General features: G+C 63.9%; 21 protein-coding genes. 14 read left to right on the forward strand and 7 right to left on the reverse strand.

All coding sequences use genetic code 11. The features are described from left to right. Positions 1–228: 228 nt before the first annotated feature. The gene (locus EYW47_RS30800; protein WP_133198588.1) at positions 229–1,053 is read right to left on the reverse strand and encodes a phosphate/phosphite/phosphonate ABC transporter substrate-binding protein; all 825 of its coding nucleotides are present in this window, start codon (positions 1,051–1,053) and stop codon (positions 229–231) included. A gap of 65 nt (positions 1,054–1,118) precedes the next feature. Here EYW47_RS30800 and EYW47_RS30805 point away from each other — a divergent pair, with 65 nt between their 5' ends. The 7 genes from EYW47_RS30805 (at position 1,119) to EYW47_RS30835 (ending at position 9,080) form a co-directional block, all read left to right on the forward strand. Further along, positions 1,119–2,126, forward strand: coding sequence for a fatty acid desaturase (locus tag EYW47_RS30805; protein ID WP_133198589.1), 1,008 nt, complete (start codon positions 1,119–1,121; stop codon positions 2,124–2,126). A 170-nt stretch (positions 2,127–2,296) separates the two neighbouring features. Next, positions 2,297–3,346 (forward strand): patatin-like phospholipase family protein, encoded by a 1,050-nt coding sequence (locus EYW47_RS30810; protein WP_133198590.1) that lies wholly within the window; start codon positions 2,297–2,299, stop codon positions 3,344–3,346. A gap of 56 nt (positions 3,347–3,402) precedes the next feature. Continuing rightward, the gene (locus EYW47_RS30815; protein ID WP_133198591.1) at positions 3,403–4,017 is read left to right on the forward strand and encodes an HD domain-containing protein; all 615 of its coding nucleotides are present in this window, start codon (positions 3,403–3,405) and stop codon (positions 4,015–4,017) included. Between the two features lie 293 nt (positions 4,018–4,310). Further along, positions 4,311–5,489 carry an NAD(P)/FAD-dependent oxidoreductase gene (locus tag EYW47_RS30820; RefSeq protein WP_133198592.1) on the forward strand — a complete coding sequence of 393 codons (1,179 nt, stop codon included), beginning with the start codon at positions 4,311–4,313 and terminating at the stop codon, positions 5,487–5,489. Positions 5,490–5,601: 112 nt separating this feature from the next. After that, entirely contained in the window at positions 5,602–6,570 is a 969-nt protein-coding gene (locus EYW47_RS30825; protein ID WP_133198593.1) for a 3-hydroxyacyl-CoA dehydrogenase NAD-binding domain-containing protein, read from the forward strand. Between the two features lie 42 nt (positions 6,571–6,612). After that, positions 6,613–7,542: an NHL repeat-containing protein gene (locus tag EYW47_RS30830; RefSeq protein ID WP_133198594.1), complete on the forward strand. Its 930-nt coding sequence runs from the start codon at positions 6,613–6,615 to the stop codon at positions 7,540–7,542. A 20-nt stretch (positions 7,543–7,562) separates the two neighbouring features. After that, positions 7,563–9,080, forward strand: coding sequence for a CoA transferase (locus EYW47_RS30835; protein ID WP_133198595.1), 1,518 nt, complete (start codon positions 7,563–7,565; stop codon positions 9,078–9,080). A gap of 124 nt (positions 9,081–9,204) precedes the next feature. On the opposite strand, the gene EYW47_RS30840 is transcribed toward EYW47_RS30835, so the two are convergent. The 3 genes from EYW47_RS30840 to EYW47_RS30850 all read right to left on the reverse strand — a co-directional run bounded on the left by EYW47_RS30840 (position 9,205) and on the right by EYW47_RS30850 (position 12,966). Continuing rightward, complete coding sequence (locus tag EYW47_RS30840) at positions 9,205–11,595, reverse strand: patatin-like phospholipase family protein (protein WP_133198596.1); 2,391 nt, start codon at positions 11,593–11,595, stop codon at positions 9,205–9,207. A 156-nt stretch (positions 11,596–11,751) separates the two neighbouring features. Further along, positions 11,752–12,507 (reverse strand): SDR family oxidoreductase, encoded by a 756-nt coding sequence (locus EYW47_RS30845; RefSeq protein ID WP_133198597.1) that lies wholly within the window; start codon positions 12,505–12,507, stop codon positions 11,752–11,754. A 42-nt stretch (positions 12,508–12,549) separates the two neighbouring features. Next, positions 12,550–12,966, reverse strand: a complete 417-nt coding sequence (locus tag EYW47_RS30850) for a nuclear transport factor 2 family protein (protein ID WP_133198598.1) — start codon at positions 12,964–12,966, stop codon at positions 12,550–12,552. 229 nt (positions 12,967–13,195) lie between these two features. Between EYW47_RS30850 and EYW47_RS30855 the strand changes: the two genes are divergently transcribed. Both EYW47_RS30855 and EYW47_RS42720 read left to right on the forward strand, forming a co-directional pair. Next, entirely contained in the window at positions 13,196–13,945 is a 750-nt protein-coding gene (locus EYW47_RS30855) for a TetR/AcrR family transcriptional regulator (protein ID WP_133198638.1), read from the forward strand. A gap of 275 nt (positions 13,946–14,220) precedes the next feature. Continuing rightward, positions 14,221–14,466 (forward strand): hypothetical protein, encoded by a 246-nt coding sequence (locus EYW47_RS42720; protein WP_377785377.1) that lies wholly within the window; start codon positions 14,221–14,223, stop codon positions 14,464–14,466. Positions 14,467–14,736: 270 nt separating this feature from the next. On the opposite strand, the gene EYW47_RS30865 is transcribed toward EYW47_RS42720, so the two are convergent. Beyond that, a complete protein-coding gene (locus EYW47_RS30865) occupies positions 14,737–15,087 on the reverse strand; it encodes a YgiW/YdeI family stress tolerance OB fold protein (protein ID WP_133198599.1) in 351 nt (116 codons plus the stop codon). Positions 15,088–15,274: 187 nt separating this feature from the next. On the opposite strand from EYW47_RS30865, the gene EYW47_RS30870 reads away from it, so the two are divergent. From EYW47_RS30870 to EYW47_RS30880, 3 genes are read left to right on the forward strand one after another with little or no spacing between them, the layout of a single operon-like run. After that, the gene (locus tag EYW47_RS30870) at positions 15,275–15,937 is read left to right on the forward strand and encodes a response regulator (protein ID WP_133198600.1); all 663 of its coding nucleotides are present in this window, start codon (positions 15,275–15,277) and stop codon (positions 15,935–15,937) included. Then, a complete protein-coding gene (locus EYW47_RS30875; RefSeq protein WP_133198601.1) occupies positions 15,934–17,337 on the forward strand; it encodes an ATP-binding protein in 1,404 nt (467 codons plus the stop codon). Before EYW47_RS30870 ends, EYW47_RS30875 begins: the two co-directional genes overlap by 4 nt. 30 nt (positions 17,338–17,367) lie before the next feature. After that, positions 17,368–17,970, forward strand: a complete 603-nt coding sequence (locus tag EYW47_RS30880; protein ID WP_133198602.1) for a phosphatase PAP2 family protein — start codon at positions 17,368–17,370, stop codon at positions 17,968–17,970. A 160-nt stretch (positions 17,971–18,130) separates the two neighbouring features. Here EYW47_RS30880 and EYW47_RS30885 read toward each other — a convergent pair whose 3' ends face one another. Continuing rightward, complete coding sequence (locus EYW47_RS30885) at positions 18,131–18,418, reverse strand: H-NS histone family protein (RefSeq protein ID WP_133198603.1); 288 nt, start codon at positions 18,416–18,418, stop codon at positions 18,131–18,133. A gap of 274 nt (positions 18,419–18,692) precedes the next feature. Then, complete coding sequence (locus EYW47_RS30890) at positions 18,693–18,896, reverse strand: hypothetical protein (RefSeq protein WP_028220288.1); 204 nt, start codon at positions 18,894–18,896, stop codon at positions 18,693–18,695. A 387-nt stretch (positions 18,897–19,283) separates the two neighbouring features. On the opposite strand from EYW47_RS30890, the gene EYW47_RS30895 reads away from it, so the two are divergent. Beyond that, positions 19,284–20,876: an aspartate:alanine exchanger family transporter gene (locus tag EYW47_RS30895; protein ID WP_133198604.1), complete on the forward strand. Its 1,593-nt coding sequence runs from the start codon at positions 19,284–19,286 to the stop codon at positions 20,874–20,876. Positions 20,877–20,930: 54 nt separating this feature from the next. Beyond that, positions 20,931–21,926 (forward strand): 2-hydroxyacid dehydrogenase, encoded by a 996-nt coding sequence (locus EYW47_RS30900; protein ID WP_133198605.1) that lies wholly within the window; start codon positions 20,931–20,933, stop codon positions 21,924–21,926. Positions 21,927–22,110 lie beyond the last annotated feature (184 nt).

Below are 22,110 nucleotides of genomic sequence, written 5' to 3' on the forward strand. Positions count from 1 at the left end.
GCGCATTCCCTTTGCATAGTGCACTGCCTCAGTGGCGCCTTGTCTTTACGGATATTCCCCGATGCTGTTTTGAGCGACTGGAAAACGCGGAAATCGCATGGAATTCGCTCATTTCGACACATTCAGCCTTCGCTCGCGCGCTGGCTTGCCACGCCGGGGAATATCGATGTCTCAAACGCTCGTTTGGCCGGTGTGGCGTTCGTTGTTAGATTGCATGCTGCGTCGCGCTCACGCGAGCTCCGGATAGCCGAGCGCGCGGGCTTCGTCGGCGCATTGCTCGATGGCGGCGTAATCGGTGCTCGAAAGGCGCACGAAGCCGCGCAGGCGCAGCGCCTTCGCGCGCGGCGCATCGGCGGCGCAGGCAAGGTCGAGCGCGTCGCGCAGGCGCGCGGCGTCCTCGGCAGGCAGCGCATGCGAAGTGACGAAGGGCAGGCCGGGCGCGGACGCCGTTGCGCCGATCGTGCGCACGTCGTGCAGCAGCTCGGGCAGGGCGTCGCGTATATAGGCGAGCGTCACGCAGTCGATCGCGGCCACATCGGCAACGCCCGCGCCGAGCGCGCGCAAGGCGTTCAGATGCGAGCCGACCCACGCGACCGAGGAGAAGAAGCGGCCTTCTCGCGCGTAAGGCGCCACGGCGTGGCGCAGCGCATTCATGCCGCTGTGCGAATCGTGGCCGTTGCAGGCGGCGCGCAAGCCGCAGCAGGCGGCGAGCGTGACGGCGCCTTGCGCCCAGGCGCGCGCCGAGACGACGAGCGTGCTGCGGTAATGCGCGCCCTCGCAGCCTTCGGCGTCGAAGGCCGGCGTCGCGAGCAGTTGCACGGCGTCTGTGAGGCCGAGCATGCGATACGGGAAGCCGCAGGTCTGCGAGAGCAGCAGATCGGGGCGGCGCCAGAGCGCGAGCAAGTCGTCGCCGGGGTTGTCGAGCACGGCCACGTCACGCGGGCCTCCCGCCTGCGCAAAGGCATCGAGGGCGTCTTCCAGCAGGGCGCGCCAGAGCGCACCGTGGTGCGGCGTCACGTTGTACATCGGCAGGGCGGTGATCCATTGGCTCATCGTGCAAGTGTAGGCAATTGCGGGCCGCTGTGCCGGCAACTTGAATCAAGCGAATCAGGCAAACCATGGCTGAATATATCGACGCGGAGCATGCGCGGGACGTAGCCGCGCTCGAAGCGAGCCTGACGGCTCGCACCGAATGGCCGACGTGGCTCCTCATCGCTGCCGTGTATGGCGGCTGGGTCGCCACCGTGCTGCTCGTGCGCGCCCACGCGCTCTCGCTGGGCGCCGCCACGCCGCTCCCCGTCGTCCTATGCGCCTGGCACATGTCCATGCAGCACGAGCTGCTGCATGGACATCCCACTCGATTCGCAGCCCTGAACAAATTGCTCGGCTACCCACCGCTCGCCATCTGGTTCCCCTGCACGCTCTATCGCGACACTCATCTCGAACACCATCGCGACGAGGCGCTCACGCTGCCCGGCCTCGACCCCGAGAGCAACTATGTGCCCGCCGAGCGCTGGCGCAGTTGGCCGGCATGGCGCCGCGCCTTGTGGCACGCGCGCAAGCGCTTCGTCGGCAGGATGGTGGTGGGGCCGCCCATGAGCGCCGCCGCCGTGCTGGCAGAGGCATGGCGTGCGCTGCGCGAGCGCGACCGCCGCTACGCGCCGATGTGGGCGGCGCATCTGTTGTGCGTCGCCGCATTGCTGGCGGCGCTGGACCTGTGGGCCGGCGTGCCGTGGTGGTACTACCTGCTCGCCGTGACCTGGCCCGCGCTTTCGCTCGCGACCATCCGCTCGCTCTACGAGCATCGCGCGGCGCCCGATCCGAAGGCGCGCATCGTCATCAACGAGGCGGGCTTCGTCATGCGGCTCTTGTTCCTCAACAACAACTATCACCTGGTGCACCACGACTTGCCCTCGCTCGCCTGGTATTGCCTGCCCGGCGCGTACCGGCTGCGCCGCGACGCCTATGCGGTCAAAAGCGGGCATTTCGTGATTCGCGGCGGATACCGCGAACTCTTGCGCCTTTACGCGTGGCGCGCCACGGATGGGCCGGTCCACCCCAATTGGCCACGCTTGAGTGGGGCCGGGACGCCCAGGCCCGCGACGCAACGGCCCGCGGCCGGGTGAGCGAAAGCGCCGTTCGAGTCTTCGGCAGATAGCGAAATGCAGCGCATAATGGCGCAGGGCTTCGCTCACCGAGACGCTGGCGGCCGCCGCTTTTCAGTCCGCCAGGCGAGGCGAGGGCGCTGCTCGACGCGTTGTAGTACGCCGATCCGCACGGGCCGAGGAGATGGCATATGGCGACGAAGCAAACAAGAAGCCGCGAGCAGGCGGCGCCCAAGCCGATCGCGCTGGCTTTGCAGGGCGGCGGGATGCACGGCGCGTTCACGTGGGGCGTGCTCGACCGGCTGCTCGAAGACGGCAGGCTCTCGATCGAAGGCGTGAGCGCGACCAGCGCCGGGGCCATGAACGGCGCCGTGCTCGCTTACGGTCTGCTCAAGGGTGGCGAGGAAGGCGCACGGCAAGCGCTGCACGACTTCTGGCGTGCGATCTCGCAGTCGGCCGAGCGCTATAACCCGCTGCGCTGGGTGCCGTGGCTCAAAGGCACGCACAGCTTCGGACTCGACCATTCGCCGATTTATGCGTTCGCGGACATGATGCTGCGCGTGTTCTCGCCGTACCAGTTCAATCCGCACAACCTCAATCCCTTGCGTGAAGTGCTCGAAAGCCAGGTCGACTTTGCTGCGCTGCGCAAGGCCTGTCCGATCCCGCTGTACCTGTGCGCGACCAACGTGGAGACCGGCAAGATCCGGCTTTTCACGGGCGAGGATGTCTGCGCGGATGCCGTGCTGGCGTCCGCGTGCGTGCCGACGCTGTTCCAGGCCGTCACGATCGACGGCGAGCACTACTGGGACGGCGGCTACATGGGCAATCCGGCCATCTATCCGCTGATCTACCATGGCACGGCGCGCGATGTGATCATCGTCCATATCAATCCGCTCGTGCGCCGCGGCGTGCCGGTCACGGCCGCCGAGATCCTCAACCGCATCAGCGAGATCAGTTTCAATTCCTCGCTGATGCGCGAAATGCGCGCGATCGCGTTCGTCACCGAGCTGATCCAGCAAGGCAAGGTCGACCGCAACGAGATGAAGGAGATGCTGATTCACTCGATCCGGTCGGATGCCGCGATGTGCGCGCTCAGCGTGTCGAGCAAGTACAACGCCGAATGGGGCTTCCTTTGCGAACTGCGCGATAACGGGCGGCGCGAAGCCGATGCGTGGCTGCTGCAGCACTACGCGAATATCGGCCAGCGTTCGAGCATCGACATCCGCAGGGAGTTTCTCTGAGCATCGGGACGGCGGCGCTGGGCTTGGTGGCCGGGCCGCGCAGGAAAGGAGCAGGGATGAACCGGACGCAAGCACGCTTCGTCTCGCTGTGGGCGCGCAACGGGGGCGTGCGCGCGGAGGCGGTCTATGCCGATCTTGCGCAATGCTATGGCGAGCCGGTACGCCACTATCACACCTTGCGTCACGTACTTCGCTGCCTGCGCGATTTCGATCTGGCACGCAGCGCGATTCCGCATCCCGATGTCGTGGAGCTTGCGCTGTGGTGCCACGACGTCATTTATGTGCCGGGCGCGCGGGACAACGAGCAACGCAGCGCGGACTGGTTCCGGCACTGGGCCGGCGATGGGATCGCGACGCGCGAGCGTATCGGCGCGATGATCCTCACGACCCGCCATACCGGCGTGCCGGACGAACTCGACGATCGCTTCGCGTGCGATATCGACCTCGCAGCGCTGGGCGCGCCGCGCAGCCGGTTTCGCGAGAACGGCATACGCTTGCGTGCCGAGCGCCCGGATCTCGACGATCTCGCATACGGGCAGCAGGAACGGCGCTTCCTGGGCGGCCTGCTCGCGCGGCCGCGCATCTATCTGACCGATTATTTTTACGCGCGCTGCGAGCAGCGCGCGCGCGGGAATCTGGCGTGGCGTCTTGGCTTGCAGGCGCCGCAATAGCGGCGAGAAAACGATACGTATTCGGCGGCAAGCGCAATCGATGGCGAAAAATTCGCATTCCGGCGCGCAGCGAACGCGCTCGATAATAAATTACGAATTGATTTCAGTCGTGGGCTAAGGATTACGTTTTGGAAAGTCTGATTTGTTGAGGTAAATGATCTGCGCATGACGTTTGTCAATGCTTGTACTGAGATAGATGCTGATTCTCAATTAACGATATCCGCATCAAGGTGAATTCGCGCTTTCGAATTATGCTGGGCAAATCGAGCATAGTTACGGAGCGTGAGCATAATATGCGGAAGATCGTTATTCTAGGCGCGGGCTATGCGGGGCTGCGCGCAATGAAGGAGTTGCACAAGGAAGCCGGCCTCCAGATTACATTGATCAACCGCGACCTGTACCACTACGAGGCAACAGAACTGCACACGGTCGCGGCTGGAACGAAAGCGCCTGCCGACATTATCTTCGATCTAGAGTCTTCCATTCCCGAAGGTGTTGATTTTAGAAGCGGAACGGTCAATAAAATCGATGTCGAAACCCAATGCGTGTACCTCGAAGACGAGAATATCCCCATTGCGTACGATTATCTCATCGTTGCCTTGGGGTTTGAATCTGAAGATTTCGGAATCAAAGGCGCTGCGCAATATGCATTGCCGCTTGCGAATCTGGCTGACGCGTTTGCGATTCGAACGCATTTGGAGCAGCGCCTCGCGCGTTTCAACGATAGCCGCGATGAAAACGACCTGAGCATCGTCGTATGCGGCGCCGGCATCACCGGCATCGAATTGGTCGGCGAGCTGGTTTATCGGATGCCGGAGTGGGTCGCCCAGCACAAGCTGCCTGCCGACAAGATCCGGATCACCTGCCTCGACGCCATGCCGGCGATCTTGCCGATGTTCGACGCCGAGCTGAGTCGTTACGCGATTGCACACCTTGCCGATCGCGGGGTGTCCTTCCAAACCTCGTCGGCAATCGACGAAGTCACCGCGACTGGCGTCAGGAGCGGCGAGCGAGTATTTCCCGCGCACACCATTATCTGGACTACGGGCGTGCGCGGCAGTCACGTCGTCGCGAATTCGGGTTTCGCGCAGAAACGCAACCGCGTCGCCGTGGAACCCTCCCTGTCACTCAAGGGCCACCCGGAGGTCTTCTTCATCGGTGACGTTAGCGCCGTTGCCGATCCGGGAAGCGGGCATGTGTATCCGACCACGGCACAGATCTCCGTGGCCCAAGCGACGCATGCGGCGCTGAATCTGAAAGCCCAGATTGCCGGCAAACCCATGACCGACTTCACGTTCAAGTCTCGCGGAACGGTATGTTCGCTCGGCCCCTTGCTGGGTATTGCGCAAATCGGCGCAGACGGCAGCATGAAACTGGAGGGCCGCAAGGTCGCTGCGATCAAGAAGCTGATCAACGACACCGAGATTCTTGAGGTATCGAGTATCGGCAATATGATAAGTCATGCTGATTAATTGAGAGGTGGAAGAAGTCGTCGAGCATACGTTCTTCACAGGCCGGATGGGTAAAGGATGCTTTGCGGCGAAAGCGTACGGGTTGTTTTTTCATTTTATTTAAGGAACCGGAATGAATACGTCTTTGAACGATAAGGATCGCCCCCTGGCTCAACGCAAGGTTGCCGTCATTGGCGGCGGCGTCATTGGTGCGTCATGGACGGCGCTCTTTCTTGCCAACGGCATGCAGGTGGTGGTCAGCGACCCGCAGCCGAATATCGGGCAGAAGGTTCGGGACTATGTGGCTCAGGCGACACCCGCGTTGCGCTCGCTCGGTTTCGGTATGGAGGGTGCGAGCAGCAACCTCTCATTCGAGCCAGACATCGAAAAGGCCGTGCAGGACGCCGACTTCATACAGGAAAACGGTCCTGAACGGGTGGACTTCAAGACGTCCGTCTGGGCTCAGATCGAAAAGGCAGCGCCGGCCACCTGTCTGTTCTTCTCGTCCAGTTCCGGTATTCCGGCTTCGGTTCAGTCGGAGAAAATGCGTGCGCCTGGCAGGCTGGTGATCGGCCATCCCTTCAATCCGCCGCATTTGCTTCCTCTGGTGGAAGTCGTTCCGGGTCCCGGCACGAGCCGCGCTTTGATCGACGCGTCGCTTGCCTTTTATCGGGCGCTGGGCAAGTGCGCACTCGAGATCCGCAAGGAAATCGACGGGTTCGTTGCTAACCGTCTGCAATCGGCCATCTTTCGGGAGTGCGTGTATCTCGTCAGTCAAGGCGTGATCACGGTGGCCGATCTCGACAGTGTCGTGACGCATTCCCTCGGTATTCGCTGGGCGACCAATGGCCCATTCCTCTCGTTCCATCTCGGCGGGGGCGACGGCGGGTTCGCTCATTTCCTCGACCATCTCGCGCCGGGCATGGAAACCCGCTGGCGCGAGCAACTGGCCTCGTCGGTCCATTTCGACGAGCCCACGAAGCGGCTCATCATCGAGCAGATTCAAAGCGGTTATGGAAACCGTTCGATTGCGCAACTGGCCGCGGCGCGCGACACGAAGGAGATCGCCGTACTCAATAGTGTCCGCGATTTGCCGCAGTAAAAAACCACGCCAGACATCTATTGCCACTCTCGCGAGCTCTCTATGAAAGCTGATTCAACATCCGCGCGCGCGATACTCGCGCTGCGCATCGATCACCCTTCGATCGTCTCGATCGACGCTGATAGCGGCGATGCGCACATCGTGCTGGACGATCTGGGGGGGACACCGGACGGCATTCAGGTCGACCTTGCGCAAAACCTTGTCTATTGGACCAACATGGGCAAGGACTTCCATCTGGACGACGGCACCGTTGAGGTCGCTCGTCTCGACGGCACCGGCCGGCGTGTACTGGTTGGAAATGGGGCGATACGCACACCAAAGCAAATCTATCTGGATCGTCATGAAAAGCGCCTTTACTGGTGCGATCGAGAAGGCGCCGCGATCTGGCGTTCTGACGCCGATGGCAAAAACCTCACGAAGCTGGTCGACCGTTCATCGGCGCCCGGAGGCAAGGACGACGTGTTGAACGCGTGCGTCGGCATCGCCGTCGATCATCGCCGGCATGCTTTTATCTGGACGCAGAAAGGACCGGCAAAAGGCGGCAAGGGAAGGATCTTCAGGGCGCCGCTCGCGATGCTTTCCGGCGAGACAGCCGCCAGTCGCACGGATATCGAATTGCTGCTGGGGGATTTGCCGGAGCCCATCGACCTCGAAATCGACGCTGCCAAGGACCTCCTGTACTGGACAGACCGGGGCGCCGAGCCCGATGGCAATTCGCTGAACTGCGCAGCTATCACGGAGACGGGTCTAGAGGGGCACAGGGTGATCTGCACCGGCTTCGCCGAAGCGATCGGCCTCGCCCTCGATCCGGCGCGCAACCTCGCCTATGTGTCGGACCTGGGCGGAAACCTCGTTGCGGTCGACGTTGTCACCGGCAGCAAGAAGAGGGTAGGTGGTCAGTGCGGCAAGCTGACCGGCATCGCGCTTTGCGAGGCGCCGCTCGTTCGTTTGCGGGAACGAGCCCGGTCTTGAACAGAACAGGACAATTCAATATGCAGAACGACACATTCAATCTCGAAGCCCGGATTCGCCAGCATCTGGACTGCCGGACAACCAGCGACGCGTTCGACATTCATGCGGAAACCGAGGCTGTTCTGAATTCGGTGGGGGCTTCGCTCACGGAATTTGGCGGCGAACTCAGTTTCTACGGAAAGGATCCGATCATTCCGAGCGTATTGCGCTATGGCACGTTTTCGGCGATCGGTCTTGCCGCGAAAGCCGCTCAGATGGCGAGCGTCTGGCGCATGAAGACGGGGCAGAGCCAGAATATCCATGTCGACGTTCGCAAGGCGCTGCGCCGGTTCGCGACATTCCATGAGGGAACGCTCGAACTCGTCAACGGCCTGCCCGGCAATATGGGTTCGGAAGCCGAGTCCGGCGTGATGGCGGACTTCCATCAATGCAGGGATGGAAGGTGGGTCTTTTTCACCTGCAACTACCCAAAGCTGCGCAATGCGGCGCTGCAATTGCTCCAATGCGCGCCGGGCAAAGAACAGGTGGCGAGAGCCGTCGCCCAATGGGACGCCGTTGCGCTGGAAGCCGCCGCCGCGAAGATCGCCATTCCGCTTTACATGGTTCGGTCTCCGGAGGAATTTCTCAAACTGGACGTGTTCCAGGACGTGCTGAAGAACCAGCCACTGATCTCGGTCGAAAAGGTGGCGGACGGCGACCCCATCCCTTTCCAGCAAGGCGGCGACGTTCTCTCGGGCATTCGCGCGCTTGGCCTCGGACACGTCATTGCGGGCGCGGGCATGGGGCGCGCGCTGGCGTTGCACGGCGCGGACGTGCTGAACATCTGGCGGCAGTCCGATTACGAGCACAGCCTGTTTCACTTCACGTCTAACGTCGGCATGCGCTCGGCGCGCATGAATCTCGATGCGCCGACCGCGCGCAAGACTTTCGACGAATTGCTCGACGGCGCCGATATTTTCTTCGCGAACCGGCGTGCGGGATTTCTCGAGCGCTACGGTCTTTCGCCGGACGACATCTGCCGCAAGCATCCGGGGCTGATCAGTGCGTCCGTCTATTTCAGCGGCTCTGAAGGCCCCTGGTCCGGGCGCGCGGGCTTCGACGTGTCGACCGGCGCTTACGCCGGACCGTACTGGCTCGAAAGCCTCGGCGGCACCGATACGCCCACCCGCACGCCGCACACTACACCACAGATTTCGATCATCAGCGACTACGTGGTGGCGTGGCTAGGGATGGTGGGCATCGTGCAGGCGCTCAAGCGTCGCGCTACCGAAGGCGGTAGCTACAAGGTGTCGGTCTCGCTGTCGCGGGCCGTCGCGTGGCTGATGTCGATGGGCATTTTCGACCAGGGGTATGCGAGACGCGTGGCCGGTTCGAACGACGAGCATGCCTATGTCGATCCCGATCCCATGATCGAGCAAACGCCTATGGGTCTCTATCGTGGCGTGGCCGAGCAGGTGTACATGTCGCGCACGCCGGGGCGCTACCGCTACCCCCTGCTGCCGCTGGGCGCCTGTGCCCCCGAGTGGCTGCCGAGGTGAGATTCGCGGGCGGGTCTCCATAACCTGGCCGCGTGCCGGCCGGCGTTTTCGCAGCCGGCCGGTGCACGCTCGACTACCGGTGATTAACGGTGACTACCGGTGACTACCGGTGATTGCTGGCGGCTCAGAACCGGTTGCCGAGCTGGAAGTAGACGTTGTAGATGCCGCGCGGCGCCATGGCGAAGCCCAGATACACGGGGCCGATCATGGTTGTGGAGCCGACAAAGACGCTCGCGCTGGTGAGCCACGGGCCGCGCGCGAATTGCCGCGACCAGGTCCAGACGTTGCCGGCTTCGAGGCTCGCGCCGGCGAACACGCCGCGCAGCGGTCCGGTGTCGGCTTTCGAGAGCTGCGCGAAGCCGGTGGTGCGCCCGTAGAGGATGTAGTCGCCGCTGAACTGGTCCTGCGCGTAGGCCGAGAGCCGCTGGAAGCCGCCGAGATTGAAGACGTACGTGGGCGCTCCGCGGTCGGCGCCGAACTTTCCGCCCACCTCGATTGCGGCGTTGACGCTGAAGATGCCATGGCTCGCCGCCCACAGGCCGCGGGCGTGCGCCAGGTTGTAGCTGCCGTCGCTCTGGGTCAGGCTCACCTGGACGTTGCTGTCGAGATAGAAGCCGTGGCGGGGGAACAGTGGGTCGTCGAGCTGATCGATCTTGATGCCGACGTTGCCGACGGCCTGGCTGGTCGACTCGGGCGTGACTTGAGTGGTCCCGAATGACCAGTCGCCGTTGCCGTTATCGGTCATGGCGAGAATCGACGAGCGCGCCTTGTAGGACGTCCACACCTGTGCGACGCCGGCCCGCACCTCCCCCCAGTTGCCGAGCGGCACGCCGATATCGATGCCCGCCCGCACGTCCTGCTGCACATACTTGGCAATGGGCTCGCTATTGGTGACGTCGTCGCTGTAGAGGTTGATGTCGTTGCGCCGGATGCCCGCGTAAGGGGCCACGTAGACGTCGCCGAAGACCGGCTGGCGCAGCTCCGTGCGCCAGCCGAGATCGCGGCTGCCGAGCACGATGTCGTTGCGCCAGGACAGCCCGCTCTCCGTGATCCAGGGCAGGCGATGGCCGATTTGCAGCGCGAAGGCGCCGTCGCCATCGAAGTTGGTCGAGAGGGCGAGGCCGAACAGCAGCAGATTCGGCCCCCAGCTTTTCGCGCTGGCATCGACGCTCAGCACACGGTCGCCGGGCGGCCCGGTAAACGAGTGCGAGACGCTTTCGAAGTCGTCGGCGCTGACCAGAATGCCCAGGCTGTGATCGATGGCCGCGGGATCGTATACGTCGCCGGGTTGGGCATGCAGGGCCGCTCGCACGCGGCTTGCCGGCACGTTGCCGTGCGTGGCGATTTCGATGCGGTCGATGCGCGTGCCGGGGGGCAGGAAGGTCTCGTGGGAGAGGCCGGCGCGATACGCCGCGTACTGTGTGCCGGCGATCGACAGTGCGGCAAGCTGCTGGCTGTGCGCCTGCGCGGACGCCGTGCCGGCGGCAACGCCTTGATCCATCGCGCCAAAGTCGCTGAACGACAGGTCGCCGAGATCCGGTTCGAGCAGCACGTCGGTTGGGCGCAGCGTCGCTTTCTGTTCGAGCACGTTGCGGTTCATCATCAGACGCATCATCTGCGAAGTGACGCCCGCCATCGACGTGATCTGGTCGGCGCGGTTCAGCGGCGTGCCGATATCGACCGCAATCACAATGTCGGCGCCCATCTGCCGCGCAATGTCGATCGGCAGATTCGACACCGCGCCGCCGTCGATCAGGGTGCGGCCATCGATCTTCACGGGCGCGAAGAGCCCCGGCACCGCCATGCTCGCGCGGATGGCCTGCGGCAGCGATCCGTGGCTCAGCACGACCCGGTCGCCGGTTTCGAGATCGGTCGCCACGGCGCGATACGGAATCGGCAGGCGGTCGAAGTCCACGTCGCTGGGTATCTGGCCCGTATTGGCCCGCAAGAGTGCGGTGAGCTTGTTGCCCTGGACGAAGCCGTTCGGCATCTTCAACTGGCCGTTGCCGAAGCCCACCGGCATGCCGACGGGATACGCGAGGTTGTCGTCGCGCACGGACTGTGGCCAGTCCTCGCGGGGATCGCGATCGAATGCGACGTCGTTCAGGTTGTTCGCGGACAGCGCGTGCTCGATCTGGTCGGCGGACATGCCGCTCGCGTAGAGTCCGCCGATCACGGCGCCCATGCTGGTGCCCGCGATGCAGTCCACGGGCACATGCAGCCTTTCCAGCTCCCTGAGTACGCCGATATGCGCATAGCCGCGCGCGCCGCCTCCCGACAACGCAACGCAGATGCGCGGCCGATGCGCTGCGGAGGCGGATGGCGCTCGGGTGTCCGCAAGCTGCGTGGCCGTGGAAACCGGGAGCGGGCGGGCTGGGACGGCCGCTCCCGAGGCGACGACTGGCGACGCGGTAGCGGCAGCGGGATCTGGCTGCGCCGCTCGCGCGGCGGACACGAGCAGCAGGCCCAACAGCGCGAGGCTGGCAAGGCGATGGGAGAGGGGAGAATCGGTCACGAGTCGTTCGTCTGACGGGCCGCACAGCCGGATGCATGTGCGGGGGCCGTAGTCTACGAACCGGGACCGATGTGAGCTATCAGCCGCGTGATGAAAACGCGGGGTGTTTTAATTTATGTCAATACTCTTTTCTGGCCGAAAGATTCTACGGCCGGATCACCGGCCGAAGATTTCCATGGCCTCCGTGTTGAAGCTATTGACGAAGCCATGCTCGCCCGGCCCCGGATTCGCGCGGAACGGCTTCGCTCCTTCGACCAGCACCTCGTCCACATCGGTGCCGAGCACCGCCATCGTTTCTTCGATGAACGCATCGAGCGGCATCGCCTGCTCGGCCTCGCGGCTGTTCATGAGGTCCGTGCGGACCCAGGGCGGTGCGATCTCCAGCACGCGCACGCTCGTGTCGCGCAGCATGAAGCGCTGCGAGAGCACGTACGAATGCACCGCCGCCTTGGTCGACGAATACACGGCCGTCAGAGCCAGCGGAACGAATGCCAGCACCGAGCTCGTATAGGCCACGACGGCGTCGTTGCGCGTCTTCAGATGCTCGATCAGCGCCGACGTCATGCGGATCGGCCCAATCAGATTGGTGTCGATGGTGGAGACCAGCAGTGCGTCGTCGATGTGGCCGCCCGCGTCGTCAGGCTGCATGACGCCCGCGTTATTGATGAGCACGTTCAGATCGGGGTATTCAGCGATCAGCCGCGCCGCCACCCGCGAGATGCTGGCCGGGTCGGTGATGTCGAGCTCGACGGCGGCCATGCCGGGATTGGCCGCGACCACCTCGTCGAGATGGCTGCGCCGGCGCCCGCTGATAATGACCTTGTTGCCGCGCTGGTGGAGCGCTTCTGCGAGTGCGCGGCCGATGCCCGAGGTGCCGCCCGTGATGAAGATCGTGTTGCCGGTGAGTTTCATGATCGTACTCCTGAATAAATGGTATCGATGCAGCGGATTGAATCAGGCGGCAGTGCGCTCGCCGGGGAACCGGTCGCCGAACATCGGCAGACCGCTCGCCGATTCGGCTTGCGTCGCCTCGTCCTGGAGCACGTCCCAATGCTCGGCGAGCTTGCCGTCTTCGAAGCGCACGACGTCGGCGGCGATCCACGCCGCCGGCCTGCCGTGCCCGGAGAAGCGGCCATGGGCGATCACGTAATCGCCCTCGGCCAGGATCAACTGGTTCTCGTAGCGCAAGGTGGCGGGCAGCGTGCGGACCAGATCGAACAGGCCGTCGCGTCCCGGTGCGATATGCGCGCTGTGCTGAATGTAGCGCTCGGACCAGAAGCGCTGCGCGGCGTCGTAGTCGCGCTTGTTGAACAAGGTGTCGAAGGCTTCCAGCACGAGGGCCTTGTTCTGTTCAGGCGTGGTTTTCGTCATTTTCAATCTCTCTTGAAAGGTTCCTGCAGGGGCGCGCATGCGCGTCCGATGGTGACCGGACCTGCTTTGCCTGACCGTCCGGGCAAAAGCAGGCTATACTCAAGACAATGGTGATCGACATCGTCAATGCAGTGGATTGTGGTCGTGCGCTCCGGCGATGTCAATGGTGATCACCATTGTATTTTTCGATGAATTCGATTGGGCCGAGGCAGGCCGAAAAGAGGGCGATATGGGTGTTTCGAGGGAACAGGCAGCGGAGAACCGGCGCGCGATTGTGGCGGCCGCAGAAAAACTGTTTCGCGAGCGCGGCGTTGATGCGGTCGGGCTCGCCGAGCTGATGAAGGCAGCGGGCTTTACGCAGGGCGGTTTCTACAACCACTTCAAATCGAAGGACGCGCTGGTGGCCGCGGTGATGGACAAGGCGCTGGAAGAGGGCGGCGAGACGATTGCCGGTGTCATCGATCACGCGAGGCAGGCCGGCGCCGACGCGATCGAGCAGCACATCCGCACGTACCTGTCTCCCGAGCATCGCAGGGATATCGAAGCGGGTTGCCCTTTGTCCGGTTTCGCGGGCGACGCCCGCCGGCTGGACGACGAGGCTCGGGCCGCCTACGCGCAGGGGCTCGCGATCTATCTCGAACGGATCGCCGCGGTGATCGAAGAGCGTGGAGGAAGCCAGCCGGGGAGGCCGGCAGCGACCCAAGCGGCAGCGACCCACGCGGCAGCGCGCGGCGAAGGCAGCCGCGCGGAAGCGATCGCGCTGCTCAGCCAGTTGGTGGGAACGCTGGTGCTGTCACGCGCCGTTGTGGACGTGGCCCCGGCACTGGCCGATGAAATACTCGATGAGGGCCGGCGCCATTTGCTCGACGCGACCGGCGCGCATCGCGGACAAGACGGCGGGCAACACGGCGGACAAGACGGCGAACAAGACGGCGGACAACGCGGACAGCGGGCCCGTGCACGCGCGCGGCAAAGCTGATCACGCGGGGCTTGCGCAGGCACGCTACCCGGCCCGAAACAGGTTTTACAGACGATTACATATCTGACGCATCCGGGCGATAACGGCGCTCATACAATCCAGCCATCGAACAGGTACTCTTGGAGAAGACGATGGCAAAAATACGATCGATCGTTGCGGTGTCCGCCTTTCTGGTGGCTTGTGCCAGCGCACCGGCGTTCGCGCACGGCGCCGGTGGAGGTAATGGCGGCGGCGGTGGAGGTGGAGGTGGAGGTAATGGCGGTGCGGGTGGTGGAATGGGCGGCGGCAATGGCGGCGTGGGTGGTGGCATGGGTGACGGCCACGCGGGCGGCATGTCGGCTGGCCATATGAGCGGCAAGGGCATGACCAACACGAATAGCCACGTGTCGGCGGACCGTGACAAGGGCCATGAGCGCGCCAGCGATCGCGCGAGCATGCACGCGCTATCGCATCCCAGCAAGCACGCCGAGCATGTGCACAGCAAGCACGGTGAGCACCTGGCCGTCGGCCACGAGGTCTAACCACGATGCACGGCCGAAGCCGCTTGCCATTGAAGGCGCGCGGCTTCGCACACCTTTGCCGTGCATATCCCGTTGTTCAAGGCAGGGGCGTGGCCCCAGCCTGACCCATCGCAGAGAGACGCTGACGCCAGTGCGCCCGGGCACGACGGGCCATCGCGCGTTTCATCCCGATCAATCTGCAATCCTGATGAAATGCGCCATGGCGGCGCCCTCTGAAAACGCCTCGAAGCGCACGCGTGCCTCAACACGCATACGGCGCGCCACGCCCCGTCACTGCACGACCCGGACCTCGTGGACCTTGACCTTGGGCTTGCCGAACAATTCCTTGTCGTATTTGCCCGTCAGCTCGACCGTAGTCGTCTCGCTCACCTGTTGTCCCGCCGGCCAGCGCTTAGGGTCGATCTTGACCGCGATCTCGCCGGTGCCGTCGCTGAACGTGTATTTTTCGTCGCCCATCGCCTTCAACACATGGCCGCGCAGCACGACGCGCTGATCGTCCTTGCCCGCATTGGTCAACTGCTGGACCGTCGTGGCCGCGGGTTGCGCGCCCGGGCCCGCGTAGTCGGCATGCGCAGCGGCGGCGAAGGTGGCGACCAGGCAGGCGATAATGAGCTTTTTCATGAGTTCTCCTTGTGCAATTGTGCGGCCCGGTGGCCGCGACAGGAAGCAGTCTACGGACCCGAGGCTGAAGCCTGCGTGAAGCCGGGGTGGCAACGCGGGCCGTCGCGTTAATGCTCTGTTAACCTGCGCGAAGGTAAGCTCGTGCGGCCTTGTCGGGGAACCGGCCGGAACAGGAGATGACAACGGGATGCGAATACTGCTGGTTGAGGACGATCCGCTGATCGGCAATGGGCTGAGGCTCGGCTTGCGCCGGGAAGGCTTTGCCGTGGACTGGGCGCAGGACGGCAACGCCGGCGCGCTGGCGCTGCGCACCACGGCCTACGGGCTCGTGCTGCTCGATCTGGGCTTGCCGAACCAGGACGGCATGACGCTGCTTGCCGCATTGCGCCGGCGCGACGATGCCACGCCCGTGATCGTCATCACCGCGCGCGACAGCGTGCCGGACCGGGTCGCCGGTCTGGACGGCGGCGCCGACGACTATCTCGTCAAGCCCTTCGCACTCGAGGAGCTGCTCGCGCGCATTCGCGTCATGAGCCGCCGCCAGGCGGGGCGTGCCCAGGCCATGCTGACGGCGGGCGCGTTGCGGCTGGATCCGGCCCGGCATCGCTGCTGGGTGCGCGACACGGAGATCCCCATCACGGCACGCGAATTCGCGCTGCTCGAGGAGTTGATGCGCGACCCGGGCGCCATCGTGACGCGCGAGCAGCTCGAAGAGCGCCTCTATGGCTGGAACGAGGAAATCGAGAGCAACGCCATCCAGGTGCACGTCTACAACCTGCGCCGCAAGTTGGGCGCCGAGGCTATCCGCAACGTGCGCGGCGTGGGCTACGGGATCGGAACCATCGAATGAGTACGTTGCGCTCGCGCTCCGCGCGCTGGTTCATGTCGTCGCTGCGCCGCCGCCTGCTGCTGTGGCTGCTGCCGGCCACGCTGCTCGCCGGCGTGCTGGCGAGCGCGGCGACCTGGTGGGGAACGCTTGCCGAGATCGACGAGATCCTCAACGACCAGATGAAGACGATTGCGCGGCATGTCGTGGTGGATGCCGACGGCCGGCTCTCGCTCACGGGCACGGACGCCAAGGGCCGGCTCTCCGGCCGGAAATCGCACGGCGTGCTGCTGCAGGTGTGGGAGAACCGCAAGCTCGTGTTCAGCAGCGACCCGGACGCGGCGTTGCCGCCGCCGCAGGGCCCGGGCTACGCCGATGTCAACGTCGGCGGCCAGGTCTGGCACACGTACGCGAGCACGAGCGGCGCCACGCTGGTGCGCGTCGCCCAGGCGCGCTACGCGCGCTGGGAAGCGCTGGCCGAGGTCTCCATGCATTTGTTCTGGCCGGTGCTCTCGCTCGTGCCGGTGGTTGCGCTGTTGCTGTGGTTCGGGATCGGCTACGGCTTGAGGCCGCTGCGCCAGGTCGCCTCGGGACTGAAGCGCCGCGATGCGAACAACATGCAGACGATCGAGACGTCCCGGATGCCCAACGAAGTCAAGCCGCTCGTCGATGCCCTCAACGACCTGCTGGTGCGGCTCGATCACGCCTTTACGCTGCAGAAGCATTTCATTGCGGACGCCGCGCATGAATTGCGCACGCCGATCATGGGGCTTGGTTTGCAGGCCGAACTATTGCCGAAGGCGGAGAGCGCGCAGGAGCACGACGAGATCGTCATGCAGATCCGCTCGGGCACGCAGCGGCTCGCGCATCTGGTCGCCCAGTTGCTGACGCTGGCCCGGCTCGATCCGGATACCGGCCGTGAAGCGAGGCAGGAGGTGGACCTAAGCGCGCTTGCGCGCTCCGTTGTTGCCGATCGCGTTCGCCTTGCCGAGGCGAGCCAGATCGACCTCGGGCTGGCGGGCAAGCCTGCGGTGAGCGTTGGCGGTTACGGCGAGAACCTGCGTGTTCTGCTCAACAACCTGGTCGACAACGCGATTCGCTATGCCGGCGCGCACACACGCGTCGACGTCGTCGTGCGGCAAGAGGGATCGTGCGCGGTGCTCGAAGTCAGCGACAATGGCCCGGGAATTCCCGAGGCCGATCGCGCACGCGTGTGGGAGCGCTTCTATCGCGGCAGCGGCCACGCTGCTTCAGGCAGCGGACTGGGGCTGTCGATCGTGCGGCGCATCGCCGAGCAGCATCAGGCGAGCGTCACGCTCGACACCGGGCCCGACGGGCGCGGCTTGACGGTCCGCGTGCGCTTTCCGGCACGGGAGCCGCTCGCGCGCCCAGGCGCCGGGGCGAGCGGCTGTACTTCAACTTGATTTATCCGACTGGACTTATCCGACTTTGCAATGGAAACACTCGAAGCATTGAACCGTTCGCTCTTTCTCTCGATCAACGCAACGCCCGCCACACCGCCCTGGCTCATCGACACGGCGCTCTTCATCGCGAACTACCTGATCTTGCTGGTGCCGCTCACGCTGGTGCTGATGTGGCTTTCCGGGGATGCCCGGCAGCGCGCCACCGCCATTCGCGCGTGCGCGGTCACGCTGCTGGCGCTGGGCGTCAACCAGGCGATCGGCTACGTCTATCCGCATCCGCGCCCATTCGTGATCGGGCTTGGGCACACGTTCCTCGCGCATGCGAGCGACCCGTCGTTTCCGAGCGATCACGGGACCGTGTTTTCGACGTTCGTGCTGACGCTGCTGATGGGCGGGAGGGTGCGGACCGGCTTGTTTGCGCTTGCCGTGGGCGTCGCGGTCGCGTGGTCCCGGATCTTCGTGGGCGTGCACTATCCGTTCGACATGATCGGCGCAGTCGTGGTCTCGTGCCTCGTCTACGCAGTGGCGGCGCCGGTCTGGATGGCGTGCGGCGCGGCGCTCACACGGTTCGCTGTCGCGCTTTATCGCGCGCTGCTCTCGGCCCCTATCCGCCTCGGCTGGCTGCGGCCCTGAGCACGGCCCGGAGTAGGTTCTGAGCACGCCCCGGAGTACGGCGCTGAACACGCCCGGAGTACGGCTCTGAGCGAGCGCCGAAGTGCCGCGCGCGGGGTTCCGCACGCGGGCGCGCCGGTCATCGCACGCGGCGCGCGCGCCGGCTGCAGGTCAACGCAGGTCAGTCGCCGATCAAAAACTTGCTGCGGTCCGGCTCGTCCTTGATCCAGTTCGGCGGCTTGCCACGCCCCGACCATTCGCTGCCCGTCACCGGGTCGCGATACTTCGGTGGCACCTTGCTGGCCTTTGCCGTCGGCGCGGGGCCGCGGATTTCATCGAGCGTGATGCGGTGGAGCTTCATCTTCCGGGCGATCTCGTCGAGCACGTTCAGGCGTTCTTCCTTGAACGCTTCCTGAAGCTGGGCCTCGAGCTGCTCGCGCTGGGCGATCAATTCTTTGTAGCTGGACATCGTGATGGGCGGTTGACGGTAACGCCGATATTTTAACGCGCGTGGGCGCGCGTTCGCGCAGTGCCCACATCGAGCGCGCCGGAATGCGCGGATGATCGAGCGGACCAGGGCCGCTCGTGTCCGGAGCGTGAAATCGGAGTGGCCCGCCGGTGGCGAGACAACGCGGCGTAACAGGCCGCTTGGGCCGCACTTCGCGTGACCGTGGCACAACATGGGGGCTCGACGCATTGCACGGGAGCCATGGAGGTCAGGGCGCTTCAGCGGCCATTCGTATTCAGTGCCGCGTGGCCGCGCTCGTAGTCGTGTACCAGTGAGGCTGCCCGCGTTCGATGAGGCTGCGGGGCTGCTGCTCTTTTATGGTTGATCCGGCGGGCAAGGCTGCGTTGGCGTCGAGACAATAGGCAGCGTCAATAATGTATTGGCGATCTTCATCTTCATCGCGCATACAGAGAAAAGCTTCAACCATCGATTCGTTCATTTGCCGATTTCTCCTTTGCCAAACAGGCAACGATGCTTCACTTTCTGACGTAATCGAATGAATCGTATTGCACGGATGCAATGCGAGAAAGTGGCCGATAGTCGCTATGACCCCAGCATGGCTCGCAGCTTCGCTGCGTTGCTTCATTAAGTCATGATGTTAGCAATCCTTTGTATTGTGAGCCAGCACCGTGCCAGGCTACATGGCCACAGAGCCGTGACTGGAGATTCGGTTGAATGGCGCACGAATAGCACACGAATAGCGCACGGAATCAATGAATTTGATATTTTCAGATGGTATGAACGACGGCGACGCGGCCCGCCTGACCACAACCAGGCGCGCGCAAGCCGGTGAACCGAATCAGGCTGGTCAACAGGGACTGCTGGCATGGACATGCTCAAGACGTTGCTTGAAACCCAGCCGTTGCTCACGCTCTTTGTAACGGTGGCGCTGGGCTACGTGGTCGGCGAAATCAATATCAAGGGGGTGTCGCTCGGCTCGGGCGCCGTGCTGTTCGTCGGTCTCGCGATCGGCGGATGGGCGCCGAAGTCGGCGCCGCCCGCACTGCTCGGCACGCTCGGGTTGCTGTTGTTTCTCTATGGAATCGGCATTCAATACGGCGAGCAGTTCTTCAAGGGCTTGACCAGTGCCGATGGACTCAAGGCGAATATCGCGGCTGCATTGGGTGTGATCGGCGCGGGCCTCGTTTCGGTCGCACTGGTTCATCTGTTCGGGGTGGGGCTCGATCAGTCGCTGGGCATGTTCGCCGGCTCCGGCACCAGCACCGCAAGCCTGCAGGCGGCGATGGCCATGTTGAAAGGCGACGGGGCGACGGTCGGCTATAGCGTCTCTTATCCGTTCGGTGTTGCCGGGCCCATCCTCTTTCTGTACGCGCTCAGCGCCCTGATCAAGCCGACAATCGAGCGGCCGCCGCAAAAGGTGATCGAGACCGCTGAGATCGCGCTGCGCAACCCGGCGCTCATCGGCCTGAAACTGTCCGACCTCATCAAGCGCCTGCCCGATGAGGTCGCCATCGCCGCCGTGCGCCGCGCCCACCACAACCAGCAGCCCGCTCACGATCTCGTCCTGGAGCCCGACGACGTGCTGCTCGCGACCGCGACCAGTCCGGCATTGCTGCGCGAAACGACGTCGATGTTCGGAGAGCTGCAGCCGGGGCGCATGACGAGCCATCGAGAGGACCTCGACTATCTGCGCGTGTTCGCGTCGAGCCGGCTCGTGGTCGGGCACGCGCTGCGCGACCTGCGTTTTCCCGACGGGGTCGACTGCTCGATCGCGCATGTGCGCCGCGGCGATGCCGACATGATGCCCGGCCAGGATCTGATCCTGGAATTTGGCGACCGGGTCGGCTTGCTGGTCAACAGTGCCCACCATAAGACGATGCGTGCGTTCTTCGGCGACTCGATCAAGGGCACCGCTGAACTGAGCTTCATTTCGATTGGCGTTGGCGCGGCGCTCGGGTTGCTGGCCGGTGCGATTCCGTTCGCGATTCCCGGTGTCGGCAAAATGACGTTCGGGCTGGCTGCGCTGCTGCTGGTCGCGCTTTGCCTCGGCCGGGTGCGCCGCTTCGGGCCGTTCGTCTGGACCATGCCGCTCACCGCGAATCTGGTGTTGCGCAATTTCGGCCTGACGATTTTTCTCGCCCAGGTGGGCATTGCCTCGGGACCGAAATTCTTCGCGACCGTTGGCGTGACGGGCGCCTCCTTTCTGCTCTATGGGGTGGTGATTGCGCTCGCATTGCTGATCATCACAGCGGCGTGCTGCCTCTGGATTTTTCGCATGCCGTTTGATCTTGCGGTGGGTGTCATCAGCGGAGCGACCGGGAATCCGGCGATACTCGCTTTTGCCAATCGCCTCGCACCGACCGATCGCCCCGACATCGGTTATGCGATGATTTTCCCCTCAATGACCATCGTGAAAATTCTGTTCGTGCAGCTCGCCGTTGTATTGAGCGGCGGATAGCCGGCAGCGGGTCCAGTGAGGGCCCTGTGCAAACCTTCGTCCCGGAGAGTGTTGATGGACATAGCCGTATTCAGCGCGAAGCCCTACGATCGCCAGTTTCTCGATGCGGCGAATGCGGATCATGGCCACCGGATCAGGTATCTCGACGACCCGCTCAATGCAGATACCGCAGGGCTTGCCGCGGGGCATCGCGGCGTCTGCATCTTCGTCAACGACGAGGCCAACGAGGCGGTGCTCGACGTGCTGGCGCACGGCGGCACGCAACTGATTGCGTTGCGCTGCACCGGCTACAACAACGTCGATCTGAAGGCCGCCGCGGAGCGTGGCATCAAGGTCGTGCGCGTGGTTGACTATTCGCCCAATTCAGTCGCCGAGCATGCGGTTGCCTTGCTGATGGCAATCAATCGAAAAGTGCACCGGGCCTATAACCGCACCCGGGATTTCAATTTCGCGCTCGACGGCTTGATGGGTTTCGATCTGTGCGGCAAGACCGTCGCCGTGATTGGCACGGGCAAGATCGGCCGCGTGTTCGCGCGCATCATGGTGGGATTCGGCTGCAATGTGATTGGCTACGACGCGTACCCGTCACCGGAATTCGAGGCGCTGGGGGGGCGCTACGCGCGGGTGGAGGAGGTTGGCGCGAACGCGGACATCGTCTCGCTGCATTGTCCACTCACACCGCAGACCCACCACATCATTGGCGTCGACATGCTGGCACGCGCGAAACGCGGCGCGCTGCTGATCAACACGAGCCGCGGCGGGCTGGTCGATACGGAAGCCGCGATCGAGGCGCTCAAGAGCGGGCAACTGGGCGGACTGGCGATCGACGTTTATGAGCAGGAGGCGGACGTTTTCTTCCGCGATTTATCCGGCACGATCGTCAACGACGACGTGCTGCAACGGCTGATGACTTTCCCGAACGTGATCGTGACAGGGCATCAGGCGTTTTTGACGCGTGAGGCCGTATCGACGATTTGTGAAACGACCTTGCGAAGCATTACGGAGTTCGAAACAGGGCAAGCGCTGACGAACGAAATCGGCGCCGGCTGAGCGCGCCGCGTGTAATGGTGGTTTGCAAACTTTTTTCCAATTCCCAATAACGGGATCATAAGGCCGGGTGCGGACGGGATGAATTATCGGCGCGTCCGCCCTGGTATTCATTTCAGATGCCAGCCGGCAGTTTTGTCCGATTATCGGCCGATAATCCGGTCAAAATTTCCTTTGAATTGCCCAA

The sequence above is a fragment of the Paraburkholderia silviterrae genome, assembly GCF_004353915.1.
In the GTDB taxonomy this organism is placed as follows: domain Bacteria; phylum Pseudomonadota; class Gammaproteobacteria; order Burkholderiales; family Burkholderiaceae; genus Paraburkholderia; species Paraburkholderia silviterrae.

Bases quoted from the DNA above. Each gene is read 5' to 3' on its own strand.
- EYW47_RS30895 (WP_133198604.1), top strand. From the start codon at position 19,284: ATGGACATGCTCAAGACGTTGCTTGAAACCCAGCCGTTGCTCACGCTC.
- EYW47_RS30900 (WP_133198605.1), top strand. From the start codon at position 20,931: ATGGACATAGCCGTATTCAGCGCGAAGCCCTACGATCGCCAGTTTCTC.
- EYW47_RS30820 (WP_133198592.1), top strand. From the start codon at position 4,311: ATGCGGAAGATCGTTATTCTAGGCGCGGGCTATGCGGGGCTGCGCGCA.
- EYW47_RS42720 (WP_377785377.1), top strand. From the start codon at position 14,221: ATGGGCGGCGGCAATGGCGGCGTGGGTGGTGGCATGGGTGACGGCCAC.
- EYW47_RS30890 (WP_028220288.1), bottom strand. From the start codon at position 18,896: ATGAACGAATCGATGGTTGAAGCTTTTCTCTGTATGCGCGATGAAGAT.
- EYW47_RS30885 (WP_133198603.1), bottom strand. From the start codon at position 18,418: ATGTCCAGCTACAAAGAATTGATCGCCCAGCGCGAGCAGCTCGAGGCC.
- EYW47_RS30805 (WP_133198589.1), top strand. From the start codon at position 1,119: ATGGCTGAATATATCGACGCGGAGCATGCGCGGGACGTAGCCGCGCTC.
- EYW47_RS30815 (WP_133198591.1), top strand. From the start codon at position 3,403: ATGAACCGGACGCAAGCACGCTTCGTCTCGCTGTGGGCGCGCAACGGG.
- EYW47_RS30855 (WP_133198638.1), top strand. From the start codon at position 13,196: ATGGGTGTTTCGAGGGAACAGGCAGCGGAGAACCGGCGCGCGATTGTG.
- EYW47_RS30800 (WP_133198588.1), bottom strand. From the start codon at position 1,053: ATGAGCCAATGGATCACCGCCCTGCCGATGTACAACGTGACGCCGCAC.
- EYW47_RS30810 (WP_133198590.1), top strand. From the start codon at position 2,297: ATGGCGACGAAGCAAACAAGAAGCCGCGAGCAGGCGGCGCCCAAGCCG.
- EYW47_RS30875 (WP_133198601.1), top strand. From the start codon at position 15,934: ATGAGTACGTTGCGCTCGCGCTCCGCGCGCTGGTTCATGTCGTCGCTG.
- EYW47_RS30865 (WP_133198599.1), bottom strand. From the start codon at position 15,087: ATGAAAAAGCTCATTATCGCCTGCCTGGTCGCCACCTTCGCCGCCGCT.
- EYW47_RS30835 (WP_133198595.1), top strand. From the start codon at position 7,563: ATGCAGAACGACACATTCAATCTCGAAGCCCGGATTCGCCAGCATCTG.
- EYW47_RS30880 (WP_133198602.1), top strand. From the start codon at position 17,368: ATGGAAACACTCGAAGCATTGAACCGTTCGCTCTTTCTCTCGATCAAC.
- EYW47_RS30825 (WP_133198593.1), top strand. From the start codon at position 5,602: ATGAATACGTCTTTGAACGATAAGGATCGCCCCCTGGCTCAACGCAAG.
- EYW47_RS30845 (WP_133198597.1), bottom strand. From the start codon at position 12,507: ATGAAACTCACCGGCAACACGATCTTCATCACGGGCGGCACCTCGGGC.
- EYW47_RS30830 (WP_133198594.1), top strand. From the start codon at position 6,613: ATGAAAGCTGATTCAACATCCGCGCGCGCGATACTCGCGCTGCGCATC.
- EYW47_RS30850 (WP_133198598.1), bottom strand. From the start codon at position 12,966: ATGACGAAAACCACGCCTGAACAGAACAAGGCCCTCGTGCTGGAAGCC.
- EYW47_RS30870 (WP_133198600.1), top strand. From the start codon at position 15,275: ATGCGAATACTGCTGGTTGAGGACGATCCGCTGATCGGCAATGGGCTG.